This is a genomic window from Paraburkholderia dilworthii (assembly GCF_000472525.1).
GTDB classification, from domain to species: domain Bacteria; phylum Pseudomonadota; class Gammaproteobacteria; order Burkholderiales; family Burkholderiaceae; genus Paraburkholderia; species Paraburkholderia dilworthii.
Map to the genome: position 1 here is coordinate 64,332 of NZ_AWZT01000033.1, position 21,597 is coordinate 85,928.

At 60.8% G+C, this 21,597-nt stretch carries 19 protein-coding genes; 5 read left to right on the forward strand and 14 right to left on the reverse strand.

Annotated elements, in window-relative coordinates:
• Positions 1-15: 15 nt before the first annotated feature.
• From F759_RS38455 to F759_RS0124550, 4 genes are all read right to left on the reverse strand, one after another.
• A complete protein-coding gene (locus F759_RS38455) occupies positions 16-483 on the reverse strand; it encodes a phosphatase PAP2 family protein (protein WP_322787110.1) in 468 nt (155 codons plus the stop codon).
• Entirely contained in the window at positions 434-964 is a 531-nt protein-coding gene (locus F759_RS0124540) for a GNAT family N-acetyltransferase (protein WP_027802196.1), read from the reverse strand. Before F759_RS0124540 ends, F759_RS38455 begins: the two co-directional genes overlap by 50 nt.
• A complete protein-coding gene (locus F759_RS0124545) occupies positions 961-1,548 on the reverse strand; it encodes a helix-turn-helix domain-containing protein (protein WP_027802197.1) in 588 nt (195 codons plus the stop codon). Before F759_RS0124545 ends, F759_RS0124540 begins: the two co-directional genes overlap by 4 nt.
• A 118-nt stretch (positions 1,549-1,666) precedes the next feature.
• Positions 1,667-2,584: an AraC family transcriptional regulator gene (locus tag F759_RS0124550; RefSeq protein WP_027802198.1), complete on the reverse strand. Its 918-nt coding sequence runs from the start codon at positions 2,582-2,584 to the stop codon at positions 1,667-1,669.
• A gap of 103 nt (positions 2,585-2,687) precedes the next feature.
• Here F759_RS0124550 and F759_RS0124555 point away from each other — a divergent pair, with 103 nt between their 5' ends.
• Positions 2,688-3,437, forward strand: a complete 750-nt coding sequence (locus F759_RS0124555; protein WP_027802199.1) for an SDR family oxidoreductase — start codon at positions 2,688-2,690, stop codon at positions 3,435-3,437.
• Between the two features lie 39 nt (positions 3,438-3,476).
• Here F759_RS0124555 and F759_RS0124560 read toward each other — a convergent pair whose 3' ends face one another.
• The 7 genes from F759_RS0124560 to F759_RS0124595 all read right to left on the reverse strand — a co-directional run bounded on the left by F759_RS0124560 (position 3,477) and on the right by F759_RS0124595 (position 13,540).
• Entirely contained in the window at positions 3,477-6,050 is a 2,574-nt protein-coding gene (locus F759_RS0124560; RefSeq protein ID WP_027802200.1) for an ATP-binding response regulator, read from the reverse strand.
• Positions 6,051-6,079: 29 nt separating this feature from the next.
• Complete coding sequence (locus F759_RS0124565; RefSeq protein WP_027802201.1) at positions 6,080-7,117, reverse strand: 3-oxoacyl-[acyl-carrier-protein] synthase III C-terminal domain-containing protein; 1,038 nt, start codon at positions 7,115-7,117, stop codon at positions 6,080-6,082.
• Positions 7,118-7,478: 361 nt separating this feature from the next.
• A complete protein-coding gene (locus F759_RS0124570; protein WP_027802202.1) occupies positions 7,479-9,134 on the reverse strand; it encodes a GMC family oxidoreductase in 1,656 nt (551 codons plus the stop codon).
• A complete protein-coding gene (locus tag F759_RS0124575; RefSeq protein ID WP_027802203.1) occupies positions 9,124-9,771 on the reverse strand; it encodes a gluconate 2-dehydrogenase subunit 3 family protein in 648 nt (215 codons plus the stop codon). The genes F759_RS0124570 and F759_RS0124575 overlap by 11 nt, the downstream gene beginning before the upstream one ends.
• A complete protein-coding gene (locus F759_RS0124580; RefSeq protein WP_027802204.1) occupies positions 9,768-10,682 on the reverse strand; it encodes a hypothetical protein in 915 nt (304 codons plus the stop codon). The genes F759_RS0124575 and F759_RS0124580 overlap by 4 nt, the downstream gene beginning before the upstream one ends.
• A 25-nt stretch (positions 10,683-10,707) precedes the next feature.
• Positions 10,708-11,814: an enolase C-terminal domain-like protein gene (locus F759_RS0124585; RefSeq protein WP_027802205.1), complete on the reverse strand. Its 1,107-nt coding sequence runs from the start codon at positions 11,812-11,814 to the stop codon at positions 10,708-10,710.
• Positions 11,815-12,418: 604 nt separating this feature from the next.
• Positions 12,419-13,540: a YncE family protein gene (locus tag F759_RS0124595; protein ID WP_027802207.1), complete on the reverse strand. Its 1,122-nt coding sequence runs from the start codon at positions 13,538-13,540 to the stop codon at positions 12,419-12,421.
• A gap of 689 nt (positions 13,541-14,229) precedes the next feature.
• Between F759_RS0124595 and F759_RS0124605 the strand changes: the two genes are divergently transcribed.
• Both F759_RS0124605 and F759_RS0124610 read left to right on the forward strand, forming a co-directional pair.
• Positions 14,230-14,904 carry a response regulator gene (locus F759_RS0124605; RefSeq protein ID WP_027802209.1) on the forward strand — a complete coding sequence of 225 codons (675 nt, stop codon included), beginning with the start codon at positions 14,230-14,232 and terminating at the stop codon, positions 14,902-14,904.
• Positions 14,905-15,093: 189 nt separating this feature from the next.
• Entirely contained in the window at positions 15,094-16,221 is a 1,128-nt protein-coding gene (locus F759_RS0124610; RefSeq protein ID WP_027802210.1) for a porin, read from the forward strand.
• A 220-nt stretch (positions 16,222-16,441) separates the two neighbouring features.
• Here the strand turns inward: F759_RS0124610 and F759_RS0124615 are convergent, their stop codons facing one another.
• The gene (locus F759_RS0124615; RefSeq protein ID WP_027802211.1) at positions 16,442-16,627 is read right to left on the reverse strand and encodes a hypothetical protein; all 186 of its coding nucleotides are present in this window, start codon (positions 16,625-16,627) and stop codon (positions 16,442-16,444) included.
• Between the two features lie 243 nt (positions 16,628-16,870).
• Between F759_RS0124615 and F759_RS38460 the strand changes: the two genes are divergently transcribed.
• The gene (locus tag F759_RS38460) at positions 16,871-17,323 is read left to right on the forward strand and encodes a universal stress protein (RefSeq protein ID WP_036025149.1); all 453 of its coding nucleotides are present in this window, start codon (positions 16,871-16,873) and stop codon (positions 17,321-17,323) included.
• Positions 17,324-17,658: 335 nt separating this feature from the next.
• Here the strand turns inward: F759_RS38460 and F759_RS0124625 are convergent, their stop codons facing one another.
• The gene (locus F759_RS0124625; protein ID WP_027802212.1) at positions 17,659-18,951 is read right to left on the reverse strand and encodes an SUMF1/EgtB/PvdO family nonheme iron enzyme; all 1,293 of its coding nucleotides are present in this window, start codon (positions 18,949-18,951) and stop codon (positions 17,659-17,661) included.
• A gap of 135 nt (positions 18,952-19,086) precedes the next feature.
• Complete coding sequence (locus tag F759_RS0124630; protein ID WP_027802213.1) at positions 19,087-19,743, reverse strand: helix-turn-helix domain-containing protein; 657 nt, start codon at positions 19,741-19,743, stop codon at positions 19,087-19,089.
• 649 nt (positions 19,744-20,392) lie between these two features.
• Between F759_RS0124630 and F759_RS0124640 the strand changes: the two genes are divergently transcribed.
• Positions 20,393-21,597: methyl-accepting chemotaxis protein (locus tag F759_RS0124640; RefSeq protein ID WP_036025151.1), on the forward strand; the 1,205-nt coding region annotated here is incomplete at its 3' end.

Sequence of the window (21,597 nt, forward strand, 5' to 3'; positions counted from 1 at the left end):
GCGCGCGCACGTACGTCAAAGGTTTTTGAACACGCTGCTGGCGAGCTTGCGCAGTTCGCCGAACTGGGTGACGAGTTCGAGGCAGAGAACGAAGGCCAGCGTCGCGGACGGTCCCGGGTAGCGTTCAATCCATCGCAACAGTGGCGCCGCGTAGCGTGCCCGAATGGCCTCGCGTGTCATCAGCCAGGTAATGGCGATTCCGACAGCGGCGCCCACCAGCAGGTCGGTCGGATAGTGGAAGCCGAGATAGGCGCGCGGAAGGCAAATCAAAATGACGGTGTACGCAAGCGCCAGTAGGCCGACCCGCTTCCACACGAGGAAGATGCCGGTGGCGACCGCCATCCATAACATCGCGTGATCGCTTGGGAACGTCGGTCCCGATCTTTTTGCTGAGTGAGCGTGTCCGGCGCAGCTTGTGCATCGGACCGAGCGCCTACGGCAGTTGCTTATGGAAAAAGGTCGTACCGCAAAGGCTGCCGTCAGGCATCAACGCATAGTTCGGCACGTCTCCCACACGTTGCCAACCTGCGCGTTCGTAAAGTCTCCCGGCGTCTCCGCCGGTGACAGTGTCGAGCACGAGCACGGATTTGCCGGCACGCCGGGCTTCCTTCTCGATGGCAGCCATCAGTCGCGCGGCAATGCCTTGACGCCTTGCTGCACGGCATACGAGCATCTTCGCGACGTCTGCGCGATGAGGCTGGTTTTCGGGCAATGCAGTGATCAGTTGCACGGTGCCGACGAGCCTGCCTTCCGGAGATTCAGCAACAAGCAGTATTCGCTCGTTGCGCACCACGCCGTTGGCGACCTGCTCCCAGAATCGCAAGGCAGTTTCTTTCGAAATTGGCAACATGAAGCTGACAGACGCACCTCCCTCCACACAGTCGATCAGCAGATCGGCGAGCGAGTCGACGTAGCTCATTGCTTCCTCGGCGCCGATGCGTCGAACGTCTATCGTTCCAGTCATCTTGGGCTCCGCGAGTCGAGGGGCAAACTGCACAGTGCTACGAGATAGCGCGCTCGCCGGCGCGAGGTGTTACGGAAACGAATGGGGCTGTCGAGCTTCATGGTGAGACAGTCGCCCGTTTCGAGCTTCCATTGCCGGCTACCGACCGTTATTTCCATTGAGCCGTCGATTAGCCATATCTGCTGATGGATGTCGGCGTCGCGGGCGCTCGTGTCATAACTGACCTCCTTGCCTCGCGGAAAATCGACCTCCACCAACTGGATGGGCGACCGGGCGGGCGGCGACACATTGCGCCGGATGTACCCCGACACCGGGTCTGTCCATACGGGCTGATCACTTAACGACGAATGCGGCGAAAGCTCGGTGGCCGAAGCGTCCGGATGCTCGAATAGGGACGCCAGCGAAACGCCCAGCGCGGTGGCGAGTTTGTCGAGCACGACCGCGGTTGGACTACTTTGTCCGCGCTCGATAAGCGAGATGTTGGAGCGGCTTACCGAACTGCGTTCGGCGAGCGCGTCGAGCGACCAGGTTTTCGCGTCGCGCAGTTCGCGAATGCGCCGCGCGATGATCTGATGAACGTCCATATTCCAGTATAATGGATGGTAATGTCCTGTAAACTAGAGGACGAGCGCAGGCTTGTCAAGGGTACTCATTCTCAACATGGACCTGGAGACAATCCCGGTCGCGTCTGGACAGGTCGGCCTACGCGCCATTGACAGCCGCCTGCTCCTCGCGTGCGTATTGGGTAGGCGGCCGGCCGACATGCCGCGTGAAGGCAACGCTAAATGTGCTCGCGGAACTGTAGCCGACGCGCTCCGCAATCTCCGCGATACGCCCCGCGTTTCGTCGCAGCATGTCTTTGGCGAGTGCCATGCGCCAGGTGAGCAGGTATTGCATCGGCGCTACGCCAACCGCGTGGCTGAAGCGTTCGAAGAACGTCGAACGCGAGAGCGCTGCCTCTTTCGCGAGTTCGGCGACGGTCCACGCATGTGTCGGGCGCTGATGCATGCCGCGGATCGCGGCAGCGAGGCGGGAGTCCGAGAGCCCGCACACGAGACCCGGTGACGCGTTCGTCCCAGCGGTCGCGCGCAACGCTTCGATCAACAACACTTCGAGCAGTCGCGAGAGCACGACTTCGCGCGCGGGCCGCTGTGCGCGCGATTCTTCGCGGACGAGTTCAACCAGCGTGGCAAGCCGCTGTTCGCCGCGCACATGCACGAATTGCGGCAGCAGCGAAACCAGCAGCGACGCATCCGGCGAACCGAAGGTGCAATGGCCGCCCATCATTCGGGCGTCGATGCGGTTGCCCGGCGCGCCAATTCTGAACTCGCCATGTCCGAGCGCGACCGGCACGGTCGTCTCGATGCCGGGCGGTGGGGGCTCGAGGCTCGATATTGCGATTCCGTAGGCCGCGGGGATCAGCACGAAGTCGCCCGACATGAGTTCGATCGGCTCGTGCCCGCCTATCGCAATGCGGCACCCGCCCTCGAGCATCACGCAATAGAACGGCTGCCCCGCGTCCGACCGACTGATGCGCCAGGGGCTTGCGCCGAGAACCAGCTTCGAGAACTGCGCATTCGGCTGCAATAGGGTGACGACTTCGGCTAGCGGATCGATCATCGTCGGACTCTGGCAAATGAAATTCGGACCTTTGATTGTAGCGAGTACGGATGCGGCAATCTATCGTACGGGCAGCTGCAAAAACTTTCTCACAGGAGTTCTCATGCAAACCGTGCTTATCACTGGCTGCTCTTCCGGCTTCGGCCTCGAAATCGCTCGCTACTTTCTCGCTCATGACTGGAACGTTGTCGCGACCATGCGCACGCCGCGCGCCGACGTGCTGCCGTCTTCAGAGCGCCTGCGCATACTGGCGCTCGACGTCACGGACCCGGAGAGCATCCGCAAGGCCGTCGAGGCTGCGGGACCGATCGACGTCCTCGTGAACAATGCAGGTGTCGGCGCGGCATCTCCGGCTGAGTTGACGCCGCCTTCGACGGTGCGCGAGGTGTTCGAGACCAACACCTTCGGGACGATCGCGCTCACGCAGGCTGTGCTGCCGCAGTTCCGGGAACGCAGGGCCGGCGTGGTCGTGAACGTTACCTCGAGTGTGACGCTGAGAGCGCTGCCGCTGCTCGCCGCATATCGTGCAAGCAAGGCGGCAGTGAATGCCTTTACCGAATCGCTGGCGCTGGAGATCGAGCAGTTCGGCGTGCGCGCGCGGCTCGTGTTGCCGGGCCGTGCGCCCGATACTCGCTTTGCTGAGAACGCGCGTAGCCACATGCATGGTTTTGAGCATGAGGCATACGTTGATCTCGGCAATAAGGTCTTTGCCGGGCTGATGGATGCGTCTTCGCCGGTCACCCACGCGGATGACGTCGCGCAGGCAGTGTGGCGCGCCGCAACGGATCCATCGGCCCCGATGCGCATTCCGGCCGGTGCAGACGCTCAAGCGTGGGCGGCCGCGGCTGGCTGATCGCGCGAGCGCGAAGCGACGATGACGTGCACGGGGCCGTCAATCGCTCAGCGTCTTGCGATGATCGTCGGGCGCCTTCGCAGATGCGAAATACGTCTGCAATGCTGGTGCCGAGCGTTCGCTCAACGAGCAGATTCGCGCGAGCCAGTCGGCTTCGGCGGGCCATTCGCCTTCGACCACGCGCGGATAGATCTGGCGCACGAATTGATGCAATGCGTGCGCGCCGATATTGCCGCTCACGCCGAGGAGCATGTGCAAGGCTTCGCGTGCCGAGTCGAACTCACGCGCCGCGACGCTGGTCGCGAGATGATCCACCGTCGCGCGAATCTGCTCGATCCCATTCAGGAAGGTCTGATCGAGCAAATCCAGCGCAACCAGTTCCTGCAAACGTTTCTCGTCAAGCAGCGGACCTTCGTGGATAGTAGCGGGCGCGTTGCCCGGCGACGCGTTGCCCCGCAACGACGCCGCGACTGCTGGCGCATTGTTGTTTCGATGCTGGGCGAACTGTCGCGCCAGTGCCGCATAGAGCGCGCCGATCTGCGCGGGCTTCGTCATTACCTCGTTCATACCGGCCGCGAGACACGTTTCTACGGCCTCGATGTCGGCCTGACCGGTCAACGCGATGATCGGCAAACTCGCGTAGGCGTCCGGGCGGGCACGAATCAGCGCGGTGGTCTCTACGCCGCCCATTCCCGGCATGTTCATATCCATCACGATGGCGTCTATGCGGGCGTCTTCCTGCAAGCGGACCAGCACGGCCGGTCCATGCTCGGCTTCTACGACCGTTGCACCGAATCTCTCCAGATAACCTTTGGCGACCAGTCTGCTGTATGTGTCGTCGTCCGCCAACAGGATCGTCTTGCCGGCAAAGCCATCGAACCGCACGCTCGCACCATGCCGATTGCCGTTCTCGAAGAGCTTGCGCAGAACGCTAACCAGTTCGACGATGCTCGCGGATTTGCTGACGAAATCATCCATTCCGGCGCGACGCGCAAGCACGCGCGCCACATTGCCGGGCTCCGCGGTATAGGCGACGATAATCACGTTGCAGTTCGGGCTGCGATGATCCGCGCGAATTCGTTCGGTCGTTGGGTAGCCGTCGAGAACCGGCATGTTGATGTCCATCAGCACGAGATCCCACGGCTGCGGCTCGCGAAGTGCGGTTAGCGCCGCCTCGCCGTCCGCTGCCTCGCCGACGTTTGCGCCTGCCTTTAACAGCGCTTGCTGGACGCGGGCGCGCTGATCTGCATCGTTGTCGACGACAAGAATCCGTTTGCCGCTGAGGAATGGCGCGGCGCGATCAAAAACGTCCTGCTCGTGTTGCGCGACCTCGCTTTGCGAGACGGGTGGAAATTCGAGCGTGAACTGTGTGAACCGGCCGACTTCGGAGCGGCAGCGGATGGTGCCGCCGAAGGCGCGCATCGCTCGTTGACAGTAAGCGAGCCCGAGCCCCGTGCCTTCTGAGTTGCCCGCAGTACGGAAAGGTTCGAAAAGGTGCGGCAGAATCTCGGGCGCAATGCCAGGCCCGGTATCGTGGACGATCACCGTTTGCCGGTCCACCGTGAGTGTGAGCGTTGCCGACGGATGCGCGGCAATGTGATGAAGCGCGTTCTTGATCAGATTGAATAGCGTGAACAGATAGACGGTTTCATCGACCTTGAAAGTGAAATCCTCCAACACCACGAGTCGCACGCGCGCGCGCTCGATGTGATCGCTGAAGCCATATTCGTCCAGCGCTTTCCGAGTCGCGGCCGCCGCGCTCACATAGGCAAATTGATCGGAGCGGATGGCTTTCACACTCACTTCGTCCAGCGTCATCGCGATGATGCGCAAGCCGCGCTCAATGGATAACTGGCCGTGCGCCAGATGCCGGTAGAGCAGTGCTGTCCGGCTCTGCGACGCAGCCGGCGACGAATCGCGATCCATCGCCGCGGGCAACACTTCTTCCACTCGATCGAGAACGTGCTTCAGTTGGCTCAAGGGGTTGCGCATTTCATGAGCGATCGAGCCCGCAAGCGCCCTAAGCGCTCCGGTCCTCGCCTGTGCGACGATTCCTTTCAGATTGCTGTAGGAGAACGTGACGCCAGCGCAAATACCGAAAGTGAAAACCGGAAGATAGGTGAAAAGAAAGAGATGCGCGTCCAGGTGGACGGCTTGTGGAATAACGATTTTCGCACACAGAACCGCAGCACCGATTCCGAGCGCCAGGTTCAGCGACAATGCAACGAACGACGGGAAAATGGCGATCAGGAAGAAAACCATACCGAGTTCGGCCATAGACCAGAGCATCGAGAAATGCCCGGCCAGCAGGTAGTAGGTGAAAAAAAACGGTAGCGTGTACGCTACCGTTCCGAAGTAATACCACGGCAGGAAGCGCGCTACCGAAGCCGGCCAGAAACGGCGCAAAAGCAGCAATGCACAGGTCGCAGTGCCGAAAGCCCGCATCAGCAGGTTTTCGTTCGGTTGAGGATCGACGAAGGTCCACCACAACCAGTACGCCGGATGTCCGATCGTGCCGATCAAGCCCACGGCCAGCACGCTGTAGTCCGACACCTTGGCGGCGTCGGACACCACCCGGTTGAAATAGCGGATGCCCCCTGAAATGGCTTTCATGTCGCTCTTTAACTTTTATTGGCTCAGCCTCAGAACCTGAAGCTGCTAACGTTGAATGACATGCCGGCACTGCCGACCCAGCACACCACTCTGTCTCCCCGCTTCAGTTCCCCACTGTCCTTTGCCATCGCAATAGCGGCAGGAATAGACGCTGAAACAAGGTTCCCCGTCTCCGGATAGATGTGATACATCTTGTCCTCGATTCCGGCCTTTTCTCCGTAACCGTGCCATGCCGCCTTGGACGACGCATGAGTAAAGACAATGTCGATATCTTTCTTCGGAATTGGCAGTTTAGCCAGTACGGCGGACAGTTCGTCGGAATTTTTATGAAGCTCGTGGCCAAACGATGTAAAACGCATGTCGCCGTTTTTCCCGATTCGCTCCGACGGGTGGCAGTATCCTTCGTAGCCGGGAATCGGAATCGTGCACAGGTCGGACACTTCGGGCTTGCCGCGAAACGCGAAACTGAAGTTATCGGGCTCCTTCGCAACGAGCAGCGTGGCGGTTGCGGCCTCGCCGATTGTGAACGATGGCAACGTGTATTCGATTTGCGCCTGATTCTTCAACGCAAAATTCCCCGGATAGAGTGGACCGCCTGCAAGCATATTGAACTCAGCGTTCACGATCATAGCGTTTCTGTACTGACCGCACTTGAACAAACTGTCGATAATCGACATGGCTCGCGTCCAGCTCATGCAGGCGTCTACCACGTCGAAGCATTCGGCATTTACGAACCCGAGCGTGCTGGCCATCATATGGCTATTGCCGGGTTCGAGGAATCCTCTGCCGATCCCGACATAAATAAACAGCTCGATATGTTCCGGCTTCAGATATGTTTCCGATAAAGCCTTGCGAGTGGCCATAGCGACGTGATCGATAGGCGACTCGTGACTGTCGCACCAGCGCCGGTTGACCAGCCCGCTTCTGTCGAGCAGCGTCTTGATGGTACGTATACCTCTGTCGATGTCGCCGTCATAACCCGTGGAGTGGAAACGGATCATATCGGTTACTTCGTCGTTGGTTACGATTCTGGAAGGTAGGCTGACTGCCACGTTCTTGATAAGCATAAACAATCCATGAAAGAGTTATTGGTGGATGAAGTCCCGTTCGCGCACATAGCGCGGACGCCTGTACTTCAGCGCCCGCCTTTACGGCGCTCGTACATTAACGCGTCCACCGCAACTGACGAAATACCGTTGGCGGCTCAAGTGTGGGCGACCCGACTTGGGCAAGGAGGAATGGCGGCGGGACCGATGTGCGGGAGCACCCGGCTGCCAGGTCATTGAGTGTGGGTGGCGGAAAGAGAGATGCGGTAAAAAACCTTCCCAGACCTTGCTAAAGAATTCGTGGGAAAGGCCGTTATCCGTCGCAGAGGCAGTACGTGTTCAAAATGACGGCGACTTCATGCATCGTCCGGATTTTTGACCGTCACAAATCCCCACGCGCAGCAAGCGCTTCGATTCTGTCGGCGGTCCGTAGCGCGATCGCCTGTATGGTCAGCGACGGATTCACGCCGCCCACCGTCGGAAAAACGGAGCCGTCGCAGATCCACAAATTGTCGATGTCCCAGCTCCGGCAGTCCGCATTGACGACGCTTGTCCGCGGATCGTCGCCCATGCGGGCCGTGCCATTCAGATGGCAGGTGTCGTCGGTTTCGCGCCAGACGTCGCGCGCGCCGGCCGCTTCTAGCGCGAGGCTCATGAAGTCGAGCGAATGCGCGACGAGGCGCTTGTCGTTATCGCACAGCGAATACGTCACGCGTGCAACGGGCAACCCGTATTGATCCTTTTCGTCTGCGAGCGTCACGCGGTTGCGCTCCTGCGGCATCGTTTCCCCAACGATCTTGAGCCCGGCCTGATGGTTGTACTTCTGCATCTCGTCAAGTAACGGCTGGCCCCACAGTCCTCGCCCGTTTTGCGTCGATGCCCACGCCACCGGAAGCGGTCCCTGACTCATGTAGCAATAGCCGCCGAAGAATTCCTTGCCCTTATCCTCGTAGTTCCAGTGCTCGGTCAGCGCAAGCGAGGGCGGTCCCTTGTACCAGCGGATTTCTTCGTCCATCGTTCCCCACGCGGCCTGATTCGTCTGCACCATCAGGTTCTTGCCGACGAGCCCCGAGCTATTGGCGAGGCCATCGGGAAAGCGGTCTGTCGCGGACATCAGCAATAGACGCGGCGTTTCAATGGCGTAGCCGGCGACTACGACATTGCGTGCGCGCTGAAACTGCCATCGTCCTTCGCGGAAATACTCGACGCCGCTCGCGCGGCCGTCGTCGCCCATGACGATGCGGCCGACCATCGCGAGGTCGCGAATTTCCGCGCCTGCGGCCACGGCGCCCGGTATCCACGTGACGAGCGCGCTTTGTTTCGCGTTGGTCGCGCAGCCCGATACGCAAAATCCGCGATAGACGCACGGATGCGCTTCACCGCGCGGCGCTGAGACCGTTGCAAGGGGCGTGGGAGACCAGGCGATGCCGAGTGCTTCGCAGCCGCGCGCAAGCACGAGCGCGGCCGCGTTCATTTCATGCGCGCGATACGGATAGCGCGGCCGCTTCGGCCCCCACGGATAATGTACTGGCCCGGCGATCTTCAGCGCTTCTTCGACTTCTCCATAGTAGCGCCACATCTCGCGCCAATCGAGCGGCCAGTCGGCGCCGTAGCCGAGCATCGAGCGAGACTTGAACCATTCGGGCCGAAAGCGCAGCGAGACCATCGCGAAGTGAACCGTGCTGCCCCCGACCGCCTTGCCGCTATTGTTGTTGCCGAGCTTGAGCGGGTTCTCGCCGTCGCAGATGCGATCGTCGGTCCAGAAGAGCTTGCCCTGATGTGTCTCGTCCGACGCGAATTCTTCGAGTGGACGCCACCACGCGCCAGCATCGAAAGCCACGACTTTGAAGCCTTTCTGCGCGAGACGGCAGGCGAGCGTGCCGCCGCCCGCACCGGTGCCGACGATCGCGAAATCGACGGCTTCGTGGGTCGGATATTCGCGCATCGGCACCCACGCCCCGGGATGGAACACGTCAGGCGCGCGCCCGTCCTTGCCACGCGGAACATGCTGCGCGTCGTGAGGCGACTCAGCGGACATGGCCATTGTCCTCGCGCGCGTCGTCCTCCTTGCCGGGCTTCGCTTCAGCGGCTTCCCACGGATCGCGCCGGTTGAAATACATGCGTACGTAGCCTCGCGGATTGGCGGGTCCGCCGAAACCGATTTCGCTCCATGCGTGCGGATGCGCGTAGTACATGCCGCAGATATCGTGTAGTACACGCTCGGCGAAGAAGACAGCGGGCGGCATGCCGCGCCATTCCACGCTGTCGAGCTTGCCTTGTTGCATGTCTGTTAGAAGCGCGTGGCGCGCCTGGTCCTCGATGCTCGCGAACGGCAGCTCGTGGCGCGCCCGGCTCTCGGCATCGAGAGCGCGAAGGCCGATGCGCCAGGCATCGCGCATCGGCGGCAGACGCGCGTCGCGATAGCCGTCGCCGGTGTTCCTGGCGAGCCGTGCATCGACGAGCGCGGCCACGGGCACGGCGGGGCGTTGCCGGTCCTGCGGCACGATGGACGCGCACAAAGCGCCTAGCGCCTTCCATTCGACGGCATCGAAAAAATGCGGCTCTTGCGGCGTTGCGAGCCGTTCATCGATGACGGTGCGGGTGACATCGTCCCAGGAGGGCGTGTCGCGCTTCATCGTCACGTCGTAGCCGGGATAACGCGGCAGTGCAGTCATTTCTCTGTCTCCCGTAGTCGAAGCGCGGCGAGCCCAGCGAGCGCGAGCGCGGAGAAACTTGGCGGCGCGGGCAAAGGCGGCCCATTGAATACGTTCTGGCTCCAGTTCCGCCAGCCGCCCTGTGCGCGTGCGACGCCGCGTGCATGAAAGCCGACGCCGATAAAGCCGAGCGCCGTCGTCACACGCAGCCACAGCCGCGTGAACCAGTGTTCGCGCGGGCGGGCGAGCGCGGCATCGACGAGCAGCGCCGAGGCGATCGGCGCAACGACGATCGGCGCGTACATCGCCGGGTTTTGGAACGAACCGCGAAAATGCAGCAATGCAACTTCGCCGAGCGTGCCGACCAGTCCCGCGCTCGTGACAAGTGCAAGCGCCTGGCCTGCCGGCATGCCAAGAAGACGCGGCTCGTGGGCGGGCTCATCGCGCAATCGCTCCGCGACCGTGCCGAGTGCGCCCGATAGCAGCAGTGCCATCGGCGCGCCGATTGGCGCGGCGTAGAAGAGGTTGTGCCAACTCCATCCGCCCGGGCGCTTCGTGATGTTGTACAGGTGAAAGCCCGTGCCGGCGATGCCCGTGAGGGCTGCGCCGGCATAAATGGAATTGCGAACCGCATGACGCGCCGGCTTGCGGTCCGAACCGCCGTGCAGTCCCGCGAAAAGCGACAGCGTCGAGACGACGAGCGGCGTGTACATCGCGGGATTGTCGAACGAGCCGCGATAGTGCTCCATCGCGCTGTCGGTGAGCACGGAAAGAGCGAGCAGCGCCGAGCTTCCATTGAACGTGCGCGCCGTGTCGATGTGTGTCTGCACCGGCGAGCGCTGCGCCTTGCGTCCGCCTGCACGCATGATCGCAATTCCCGCGGCAGCGAGCCCGCAGCCAATGACCATGTCGATTGTTCTGGTTTGCTTCATCATTTTTCAGTCGATTGCCGGTGTGTTAGACCGCATACCGGTTTGCGTCCGCATGCTTGAAATCGAGCCCGCAGCCGGGTCTCGACCAGTCCGGCGAGATCGCGCCGTCTTCGGCATGAGGCGCGCCGTCAAATAGCATGGACTCGATGCGGACGTGGTCATGGAACCATTCCTGATGCCGCAAGCGAGGCGCGGCGCAAGCCGCGTGCAGGTGCTGCGCGGGCGCGCAGTGCGCCGATAGCGGCATATGAAAGGCGTCGCACAGCGCCGCCACGCGCAGAAAGCCGGTGATGCCGCCGCAGCGCGTGACGTCGGCCTGAAGCACGTCGACGGCTTCGCGGGTCAGCAATGAGCGGAAGTCGTCCAGCGTGTAACCGTATTCACCGGCGGCCAGTTCCATATGTGCGGGAAGAGCATTGCGCAGCGAGGCCAGTCCGGCGATATCGTCGGATGACACCGGCTCCTCGAACCACTCGACGCCGTATTGCGCGAACCGTTGGGCGTTGGAAAGCGCCTGCTTGCGATCCATTGCGCCATTCGCATCGACGAAGAGGCCGGGTTGATCGCCTATCGCTTTGCGCGCGACGGCTACTCGATGCGGGTCGCGTGATGGCTCGGTGCCGACCTTCATCTTGACCCAGCGGCATCCGTCTTCGTGCACCCAGCGGCCCAGCTGATTGCGGATTTCGTCGTCAGTGTAGGTAGTGAAGCCGCCGCTGCCATACAGCGGAACGCGGCTGCGTACCGCGCCCAATAGACGCGCAAGCGGCATGTCGAGCAGTCGCGCTTTCACGTCCCACAGCGCGCAGTCGAGCGCCGAAATCGCCGTGGCGGCGATTCCGGAGCGGCCAATGTTGCGCACGCGCTGTTGCATGCGCATCCAGAGGTCGCCGACGTTCCATGCGTCTTCGCCGACGAGCGTCGGCGCAAGCGTCGCTTCGATGAAGCTTGCCGTGGTGGCATCGTTATACGTGTAGCCGATGCCCGTCTTGCCCGCCGCGCTCACTTCCGCGACGACAAGCGTCGTTGCGCGCCACGCAAACGTGCCGTCCGCTTCGGGGCGGTCGGTGGGGATCGTGTAGGCGCGGGCGCGTACCGTCTCCACTGGCGCGTCGCGTTTGGTCAGATGCATGTCGAACTCGCTCGCTTGTCCTTATGGACTGACAACACTGCGCGCAGTTGCTTTGCGGTATCGACGATGATCGCCGACGGCAGTGGACATGGTTTGCTCCTCCGGTGCTGCGGCGCAAGCCGCACATTGCGCGGGCCTTACGGCATGACATGACGCAATCGCCATGCCGTGCGAGACGCCGGGCGGTCGCAGAAGAGGCGTCCGATAAGCGCCCCATTTTTGCAAGCATTCCATTCGACGAAGCTACATATGCGGCGCACATGGAGCAGCAAACAACGTCGGAGCCGGACGATGCCGGCGGCACGCGTGACTTCTCCGGCGGCTCATAGACTATGTGCTGCGGCAATAGGCAGGGCGGGTCGCCAACGGCAAGCCGGGGAGAATTTTCAAGTGTCTTGAAAAAATGTCACGATATGACAGAGATGTAATTTGTCTCAGTGGAGAGGTGACGTGAAAGAAGCTCGCGAGGCGGAAACCCCATAACGGAAACATGCGTTCCCGTCGACAAGCATGTGTTGAACAGGCGCCAATGCTCTGGCGCCTTGACGATCACTGGCGTGGATGCGCGATTCACCCGCCACATCCAGTCATTGAATGAACGCCCCTAGTGCGTCGAGAACACCGAGATACCGCCGTTGGGAAAGCCGGCCGCTCCACCCTGGAATGGCACATACACTTGGCCCAACGTGCTGTCGATCGCAACAGAATGCGCACCTGTGCCGACTGGGATCTTATAGAGCAACTGCCTTGACGCGCCGTCTATCACCGCCATCTGCGGACTGAAGCCAGACGCTGCTGCGATACCGCTCGTTACATAATGCCGGGCCGGCAGAAAATAGCGGTTGGATGCGGGGTCGTAAGCGACCTGGTCAACGCCGCCAAATGGCAGGCTGGCGCGAATTGCGCCGCTCGTACGGTCCAGAATCAGCGTGATGAGCGGATTGCCTGCTGACGGATCGCATCCAACCAGCACATCGTTATTGGGCCCGAGTACGATCCCAGCCGGTGCGCATTTGCCTAGCGGAAAGGATTTGCTGACAGATGGAGTTCCCGCCACCACCGAGCTGGCGGCAATGACGTCGATCTCGCCATCGGGATTCGCAGCGGTCCCGTCATTGTTGATCAAAAAGCTCTTCGAGGCAGCATCATAAGTGCAAGCTTCCAGCCCAGATGATCCGTTGAAAGGAAGTTTGACCACCACCTTCTGGCTCAGCGTGGAAATGAACGTGACGAAAGGCGGTGAATCTCCGGGGCTCGCATACATCACGAGATGATCATCCGGATCGTAGCAGCCCTCATCGACGCGCGATCCGGAAGTGCTGATCGAAATTGTATTGACCGTCTTTCGCGCCGCCGTATCGATGACTTTAACCGAGTCGACGTCGCCCACATAGAGCGTATTCGTGCCGGTGATGCCCACAATCCCGTCCGGGCCCGACTCGTTCGTTGTTGCGCCTGCACCGGTGAATGGACCGGGGATTTGCGCGACCAGCGTATTGGACTTCGTGTCCACGACGTCTACTGCTTTGTTGTTGCGGTCAGCGAGAAAATAGGTGCCGGCCTCGACGTAGCCGATGTCGAAGCTGAACGATGGGCTAGATGCATTGGGGACTGCGATGTTCGTCAGCAGCTTCGGCGGCGTCGGACCACTGAGCTTATCGCCGCCTCCGCAACCGGCCAAGGCGGCCACACCGAACAACAACAAGGTTATCAGGCGCTTGTCCATACATTTGTCTCCTTTCCATTTGTTAGTCTGATCACGCATTCCTTAAGGAATCTTAAGAAATGGTGGTTGTCGGCGGGCAGTACGGTTCACACAATGGCCGGGCAACGGTGAATCGGAAAGTAAAAGTTATTTATGGTCTGCATTGGACGAAGGCTATACCTGTAATGGGTCTGAAGCCTGCCAGAGCGCGCGGCGACCGTTGCGCTCGTGTAGCAATGGCGCCCGTCTCATGGAATTCCCCTAAGAAAAACGGGTTGCCGTGAAAGCCGCGAGAAGGATTTGTCCTCTCATAATCGCGCCGTTATGCAAACGGACAGAAGGAGGCACACCCGCGCTGCGGGCGATCGTGAAGACTGTTTGATCTACGAGATCCCAAAACATGTCGCTGTGATTTCCGCTTGCGGATTCTGCTCTGTGAGGCGGTGCGTCAGGCTTGTCGAAAGCGGCGCGATCACGCTGCGCGAAATGGGCAATGCTTACAGCGGACTGTCGGTTTGCTGCGCGAAAGAGGCTTCGCAAAGGCAAGGCGGCCAAGGGCGACCTGGCCGCTGTCGTGTCGCGCATCACGAAAGAACTCGTAGGGGCCGTGCAGCGGCGGCAAATCGATATCGGTGCGGAGCTCGCGGAAACGGCGCAGGTTCCGCGCAGCGCGACACTGTTGCTGGGGTGGCGCGATTGAGGAAGATCCGATGAAGCTACTACTCGTCGAAGACAACATTGAGCTTGCACGCTGGATTGTCAATCTGCTGCGCCTCGAGAACTTCGCGGTGGACAGCGTGCCCAACGGCGAGTGCGCCGACGCAGTGCTTACGACACAACGCTACGACGTAGTGGTGCTTGATCTCCGGCTACCGCGAATGGACGGCAGGGAGGTGCTCGCACGATTGCGCCGCCGCGGCGACATGGTGCCGGTGATCATGCTGACGGCGCATGGTTCGACCGACGACAAGGTCGACTGTTTCAGTACAGGCGCCGATGACTATGTGGTGAAGCCGTTTGACGTACGCGAGCTAGTTGCGCGTATCAAGGCACTGATCCGCAGGCAATCGGGTGGCATGTCCTCCTGTCTCACGTGTGGCGACCTGCAGTACATATCCGATACCCGAGAGTTCTTTCACAACGACGCACGACTGGCACTGCGCCGCCGCGAGCATACGGTCCTCGAAACACTGATGTTGAGACAGGGCAAGACGGTGTCTAAATCCATGCTGATGGAAAGTGTGTTCAGTCTTGACGATGAACCCAGTGCTGACGCTATCGACATCTACATTCACCGTTTGCGCAAGCATCTCGCGAACTCCAGCGCGCAGATCATGACGCTGCGCGGCCTCGGCTACATTCTTCGGCCGAAGGAAGTCGAGTAGAGGCAACATCTGTATCGGATGAATCGGTGAATTCACTTAGTTGTACAAATGTAACGGGAAAGGAGCGTGAAGGATTCAGGTAACTACGATTGCGTCCATTGCATGTCGGGTCCGACCGCCAAATAGAAGAGCCGCAGAAGCGGCGCGCAAAACAAACAGATTTTCAATGCAGCAACCTAGGAGACGGACTTGAAGAAAAGTTACCTTACTCTGACTGTCGCGGTTGGTGCTTTCGCGGCAACCGGCGCGCAGGCTCAGTCGAGCGTACAGCTTTATGGGCTGATGGATCTGAGCGTGCCGACGTACCAGTCGCATGCCAATGCCAGCGGCAACCACGTCATCGGCATGGGCATCGATGGGGAGCCGTGGTTCAGCGGCAGTCGCTGGGGGCTGAAGGGCGCCGAAGATATCGGTGGAGGTTCGAAGATCATTTTCCGGCTCGAGAGCGAATACGTCGTAGCGAACGGCGCGATGGAAGACCCAGGTCAGATTTTCGACCGCGATGCGTGGGTGGGTATTGAGAACGATGCGTTCGGCAAGATCACGGCCGGCTTCCAGAACACCATTGCCCGAGACGCAGCCGCCATTTATGGCGACCCGTACGGCAGCGCACGGCTGACTACCGAAGAAGGCGGCTGGACAAATGCCAACAACTTCAAGCAAATGATCTTCTACGCGGCCAGCGCGACGGGCACCCGTTATAACAACGGCGTCGCCTGGAAGAAGCTGTTCAGCAACGGCATTTTTGCGAGCGCGGGCTATGCGTTCGGCAACTCGACGAGCTTCGGCTCTAACTCGAACTATCAGGCAGCGCTGGGTTATAACGGTGGCCCGTTCAACATATCGGCGTTCTATAGCCATGTGAATCGCGTGGGCCTCACGAATCAGTCGTACTCGGTCGGCGGAAACTACACATTCGGGATTCTGCGTGCCAACGCGGGCTATTTCCGGTACCTGGGCAATCAGGGCGCGCTCGGTCAGCGTCAGGACAACGCGTGGACCGTATCACTCAAGCTGGCGCCGAAGGGCCCGTTCGACTACGAACTCGGCTATCAACAGATGCGCGTGAAAAACGCAGCATATAACGCGGACGGTGACATCCCAAACGCGAACATCGGCACGTTTGACCCGGCCTCGGGCCTGCACAATGGCTACAAGGAGACGCTCTACTGGTCGGCGTTCTACCACCTTTCCAAGCGCACTGAAGTCTATCTGGCCGGCGACTACATGCGGCTTCATGGCGGCTATACCGTCGGAAGCACATTCGGTGCAACCAATCAGCTTGAACTGACGACGGGTGTTCGCACTCGCTTCTAATCGATAAAAACAGATACTCCCAGCGGCTATTCGCCGGGAATCTCTCCGCCTTTTATCTTATCTTTACTGTGTCGAAAGACGATGCGCGCTATCCGTCGATTGTCTCTCCACAATCACGGATGGCCGTTTTCGTTTTTGAAGGACGTTCGTCATGTTGAGCGGGTCATGACGCGTCTCCCGCATCACTGCACGGCGCTATTTGCGCGCCGCTTTGGCATGCTCAGGTGAATAGCGGCACGGCTTCGATCAGCGCGAAGCCCAGAAGCGCGCCGACAGTAGCGCCGATAAGTCGCGGGTGCAGCTTTTGAAGTTTTAGCGTATCGAGCAGGGTGCCGATCAGGATAATGCCCAGCAGCGCAAAAGCGAGCAGCAAGAAGCCGATTTCGAAATCGTTTCCAATGACCATTTGGTCCTCCCGTATGAAGCGCGACCCTGGCGAACCGCCTGTTCCGGGGCGCTGATGTAGACAGTATATATCACGACATGATATATATGGTTCTTGTTGTTTGTTGCTCGACGCACCCGATGAAGCAGTCGCTGCCGCGCTCCTGTATATATCAAGAAATGACATATACTGGATTGTGCGGGCTTATTCTGGATGCGCTCATCGCAATTGCTGCTTGGCCCCGTGATAAAAAAGGAGGGCGACATGCCGGCCTTCAACCGCATTCTTCTCTGCTACGACGGGAGTCGCGAAGGACAGCACGCGCTGGCCGACGGAGCTCGCCTCGCACAGAACGTTGGGGCGCAGGTGCATGTTCTTTCCGTGATTGATAATCCTGCGTGGGTGCAAGGGGGCTACATCACGTGCGCGTTGCCGGCTGACGCCGTCAGCGATTCGGTCAAAAGCGTGCTCGAAGAAGGCTTGAACAAACTCGCGGTGCGGGGAGTACATGCAACGGGGCACTTCGCTATCGGTGATCCACTGGATCAGATCACATTATTTGCTAAAGACCTGAACGTCGATCTGATCGTCGTCGGACATCATCGAACGAGCAGGCTCGCGCGGTGGTGGGGCGGCAGGACTGACGGCCTGCTGCTCGACCGGGTCAGTTGCAGCGTGCTTGTGACGATGGGCCCGGAACAAGGGCCGGGCATGTGAAGAGGCGGGCATTCGTGAATGAGCTTGCATCGGCTTCCGCGGAGCAGGCCACTGGCATCATCGAACAGGTGAACCGCGCGATCTCGCAGATTAACGACCGTAACGCAGCAAAATGCCGCGCTCGTCGAGCAGACAGCGGCGGCTGCGGCGTCGTTAGTGGATCAGACGGAAGCGCTAAAAAGGCCCACATCAGCTTACTCAAGACGACCGCCGCATGTCCGAAGACGCACTGTTGAACACGTCCTCGGCCCGCTTAGGCATTGGATGGAGGCGCGCACTTTCAAACGCGCATGCTCGGAAGGCTGAGTGCCAAAACGAGCTTTCATCTGCCGGCCTTAAGTCTTGACGCAGCGAAACCCCGCATAAACGTACTGATAATGCGGCTGAAACCAGTTTCGAAATGTCGGCCGTAACATGCATTGCGCAGTACGCGCCGATCCGCCCTTCAGCACGTAATGTTTCCCGTCGAAGAAGTTGGCCGAGTAACCCAGATAGAACGGAAACGGTTCGAAGCCCGGCAACGCGTCGAACAAAGTCGATGTCCACTCCCAGCCATTGCCGAACTGGCCTTCCACGCCGAACGCGCTCACGTTGTCGGGATAAGCGTCGACCGGCCGCGGATCCCAACTGCGGAAATCGAAGTTGCCCGCGCCCCGATGCGGCGCGCCTTGGGCCGCGCGCTGCCATTGCGCTTCCGTGGGCAGCGCCTTGCCGGCCCAGCGCGCATAGGCGCTCGCCTCGGCGTGGCTCACGTACGCGGGCCAGTCGAGCGGAAGCGGTACTTCGTCGAACATCGTGCGCAGCGTCCATTCGCCGCGTTGGCCGCTGGCGCCGCGCCGCGACCAGCATGCGGGATGCTCGATGCGCTCGGCTTCTTTCCACGCCCAGTCTTCTTTCGACCACCACTTCGGCTCGCGATAACCACCGGCTTCAATGAACTCCAGGAATGCGCCGTTCGTGACCATGTAGCGGTCTATCTCGAAGGCGGGCACGTCGACGTGCAATTCGCCAAACTCGTTGTCCCAGCCGAAGCGGCAGCCGTCGCGCGGCAGGCCGAGCACGGCTGAACCGGCAGGCACGCCGACCATCGGCGACAAGCTGTTCACGCGTCCCGGACCTTCCGCCACAGGCTCGCGCAGGTCGGTGACTTTCTGTTCGAGCGGTAATTGATGAAGCATGTAGGCAAGCGTCTCGGCGTGCATCAACCGATGCTCGATCGCGACGTTCAGCAATTGCCCGGATGCATCGACTCGCGCCGAGTCGGTGAGCGCCCGCAGTTCGCGGTCGATCTGCTCGCGAACATGCAAACCGTACTTGCGCACGATATCTAGCGAAGGCCAGTCGTCAGGCTGGTCGGTCGGAAAACCACCGTCGACGGGATCGATACCGAATGCGAATAGCTGATCGAGCTGCGGATCGAACGCGGGCAGATCGAACAGACGCTGATCCAACAGATTACGGTCGAAAGCTTCCAGGTGACCGATATAAAACACGATCCGGTGCCGTTCGCGGATCGGTCTTTCGTACAGGAATTCGGGCTTGACGATGGAAAAGAGGGCGTCGGTGACTTGACGCGCGTCGATCAGACGCTGGACGAGCGGGTGATGCGGACCGGGATCGCGGTTCATTTCGCCGGGTCTCCTTGCGGGGGACGGACTAAACAAAGACTGTACCCGCTCGCAGGGGCCGTGCCAAGGCACAAGACCTGCCGGAAAAACGTGGAAAGGGCGACCGCCGCGCGTTGCGCGCCCGTTCCGTCTAGCTCAAACCTGGCGCAAGCCGTCCAGATCGACGATGCGAATATGCTTGCCTTGCGTGTCGATCAGGCCGCGTTTTTGAAATCTTGACAGGGTGCGGCTCACGGTTTCGAGCGTCATCCCGAGGTAGCTGCCCATGTCCTCGCGCGTCATTCGCAGATTGAACTCCGCCCATGAATAACCGCGCTGCGCGTTGCGTTCCGACACGTCGAGCAGAAAAGCCGCGACTCGCTCGTCGGCGGAAAGCGAGCCGAGCACCATCATCTGGGCCGCTTCGCGCACGATCTGCTCGCCCAGCAGTTTATGCAGACGCTCCTGCATCGAGCCGATTTCGCGGCACAGCGACTTCAGCGCGGTGTACGGAACGATGCACACCGTGCTGTCTTCGAGCGCGAGGGCGCTGCATGCGTGCCGGTCGTCGCTGATGCCGTCGAGGCCTAACGCCTCCCCCGCGAGCCGCAGCCCCGTAACCTGTTCGCGCCCGTCCCGATGCGCCATGACCGTTTTCATCGAGCCGGAGCGCACCGCGTAGATGCTGTCGAAACGGTCGCCGCTGCGGTACAGCGCTTCGCCGCGATGCACCGAGCGCGCTGAGCAGATCAGCGTTTCGAGCTTCGACAACTCGTCGGGCGACAAGCCTTGCGGCATGCACAGCTGCCGCATCGCACAGCTGGAGCAGCGCGCGGCGCTGCGAGTGCCGGTGCGCCCGGCGGCCCGCGGCGTCGAGCGGCGGCTGCCTCGCAGCGGCGGCGAACTGACGGCCGGGCCGGCCTGAACGACGGAATCGGTGGCGCTGGCGGCGCTAGCAACAACGGTAGGAGTAAGCATGTCTGAGCCAGTAGCAGGAGGTAATGCCCGATTGTCCCACCGGCCCTGTCCCCTGTTTAGCGGCAAAATGACGCGCGCCAGCGCGCCCGCCTTTTGCGCGATATCACGGCTTTGCGCGGCGGCTCTGAGGCGTCCCGATCGGGTCCTTGAGCGGCAAACGTCCTGACTCATCCCTCGCCACAAAAAGCGCCTTTCCAACGCCAGCGCAAACGTTTGGCGAATTTTTCACTTTCTCGCGCGGGCGACTCTCAAGGTTTCGAAATTTGTGTCGTCATATCCTCTGAGGAATGCGACGGCAACGAGAAAGGGGCGGATTACACGCGCCCGCGTCGGCGCGCGCCGGCAGTCCCGGCGTCATCGAAGTGAACCGCCTTGGGACAGGGCGGATCTTTTCACGCCGAAGCGCCCGGAGGCGCGGCACTGCCGCGGCCGCTCCGGCTGCTTCGCGACAACTTTTATCGTGCGGTTGGGTAAGGAATTAGACATGAAGATTTCGAATTTGAGAATCGGGGTTCGTCTCGGCTCCGCCTTCGCGCTGATGGTCGCGCTTCTCGTCGGCACGGCCGTCGTGGGCATCGAACATCTCGAGTCCACGAACACGAAGATGGATGAGATCGTCAGTAATCGCTACACGCTGATTGCGCTCAGCAATCAGATCAAGAGCAACGGCTACAAGGCGAACGGCATCCTCAGCAACCTGTTGCTGACCACCTCGCCGGATAAGGCCAAGCAGTATATGGACGACTACGCGGCCATCCGCAAAGCCAACGCGCAAGCGTACGCGGAGCTTGAAAAGCACCTGACGAGCGATGAGACGAGGGCATTGTTCAAGCAGCAGTTCGACGCACGCTCGGCCTACGGCGTGAGCGTGAAGAGCTTTTTCGATCTGGTAAGCAAGAATCAGCAGCAGGAAGCTCGCGATGTCTATCAGGGCGACATGGCGCGGCTTCAGGAGGCTTACTACGTGCTCGTCGACAAGATGGTCGACGTGCAGGCCGAGCGGATGGCGCGCGATGTCGCCGATGCAGTTGCAGAAGCGCATCGCGCGAAGATCCAGATGATCCTGCTGGCGCTGATCGCGACGTTGATCGCGATCGCCACGGGCATCTTCATCACGCGCACCATCACGCGGCCGATCAACCGCGCGGTGAGCCTCGCGGAGGCGGTCGCGGCCGGCGACCTCACGCATCACCTGCATGTCGACACGACCGATGAAGTAGGGCGCCTTCTGACCGCGCTCGAACGCATGACCGGCAATCTGCACGGGATCGTCGCGCAGGTGCGCCAGGGCACGGACACGATTAGCCAGGCAACGCGCGAAGTGGCGAGCGGCAACATGGACCTGTCGAGCCGCACCGAGCATCAGGCGAGCTCGCTCGAAGAAACCGCGGCTGCAATGGAGCAGCTCACGTCGACGGTCAAGCAGAACGCCGACAACGCACGCGAAGCGAACCAGCTTGCGTCGAATGCTTCGGACGTCGCGGTGAAAGGCGGCGACGCCGTGAACCAGGTCGTCAGCACGATGAGCGCGATCAACGACTCGTCGCGCAGGATCGTGGAGATCATCGGCGTGATCGACGGCATCGCATTCCAGACGAATATTCTCGCGCTCAACGCTGCCGTGGAAGCGGCGCGTGCCGGCGAGCACGGCCGCGGTTTCGCGGTGGTCGCGAGCGAAGTACGCGGGCT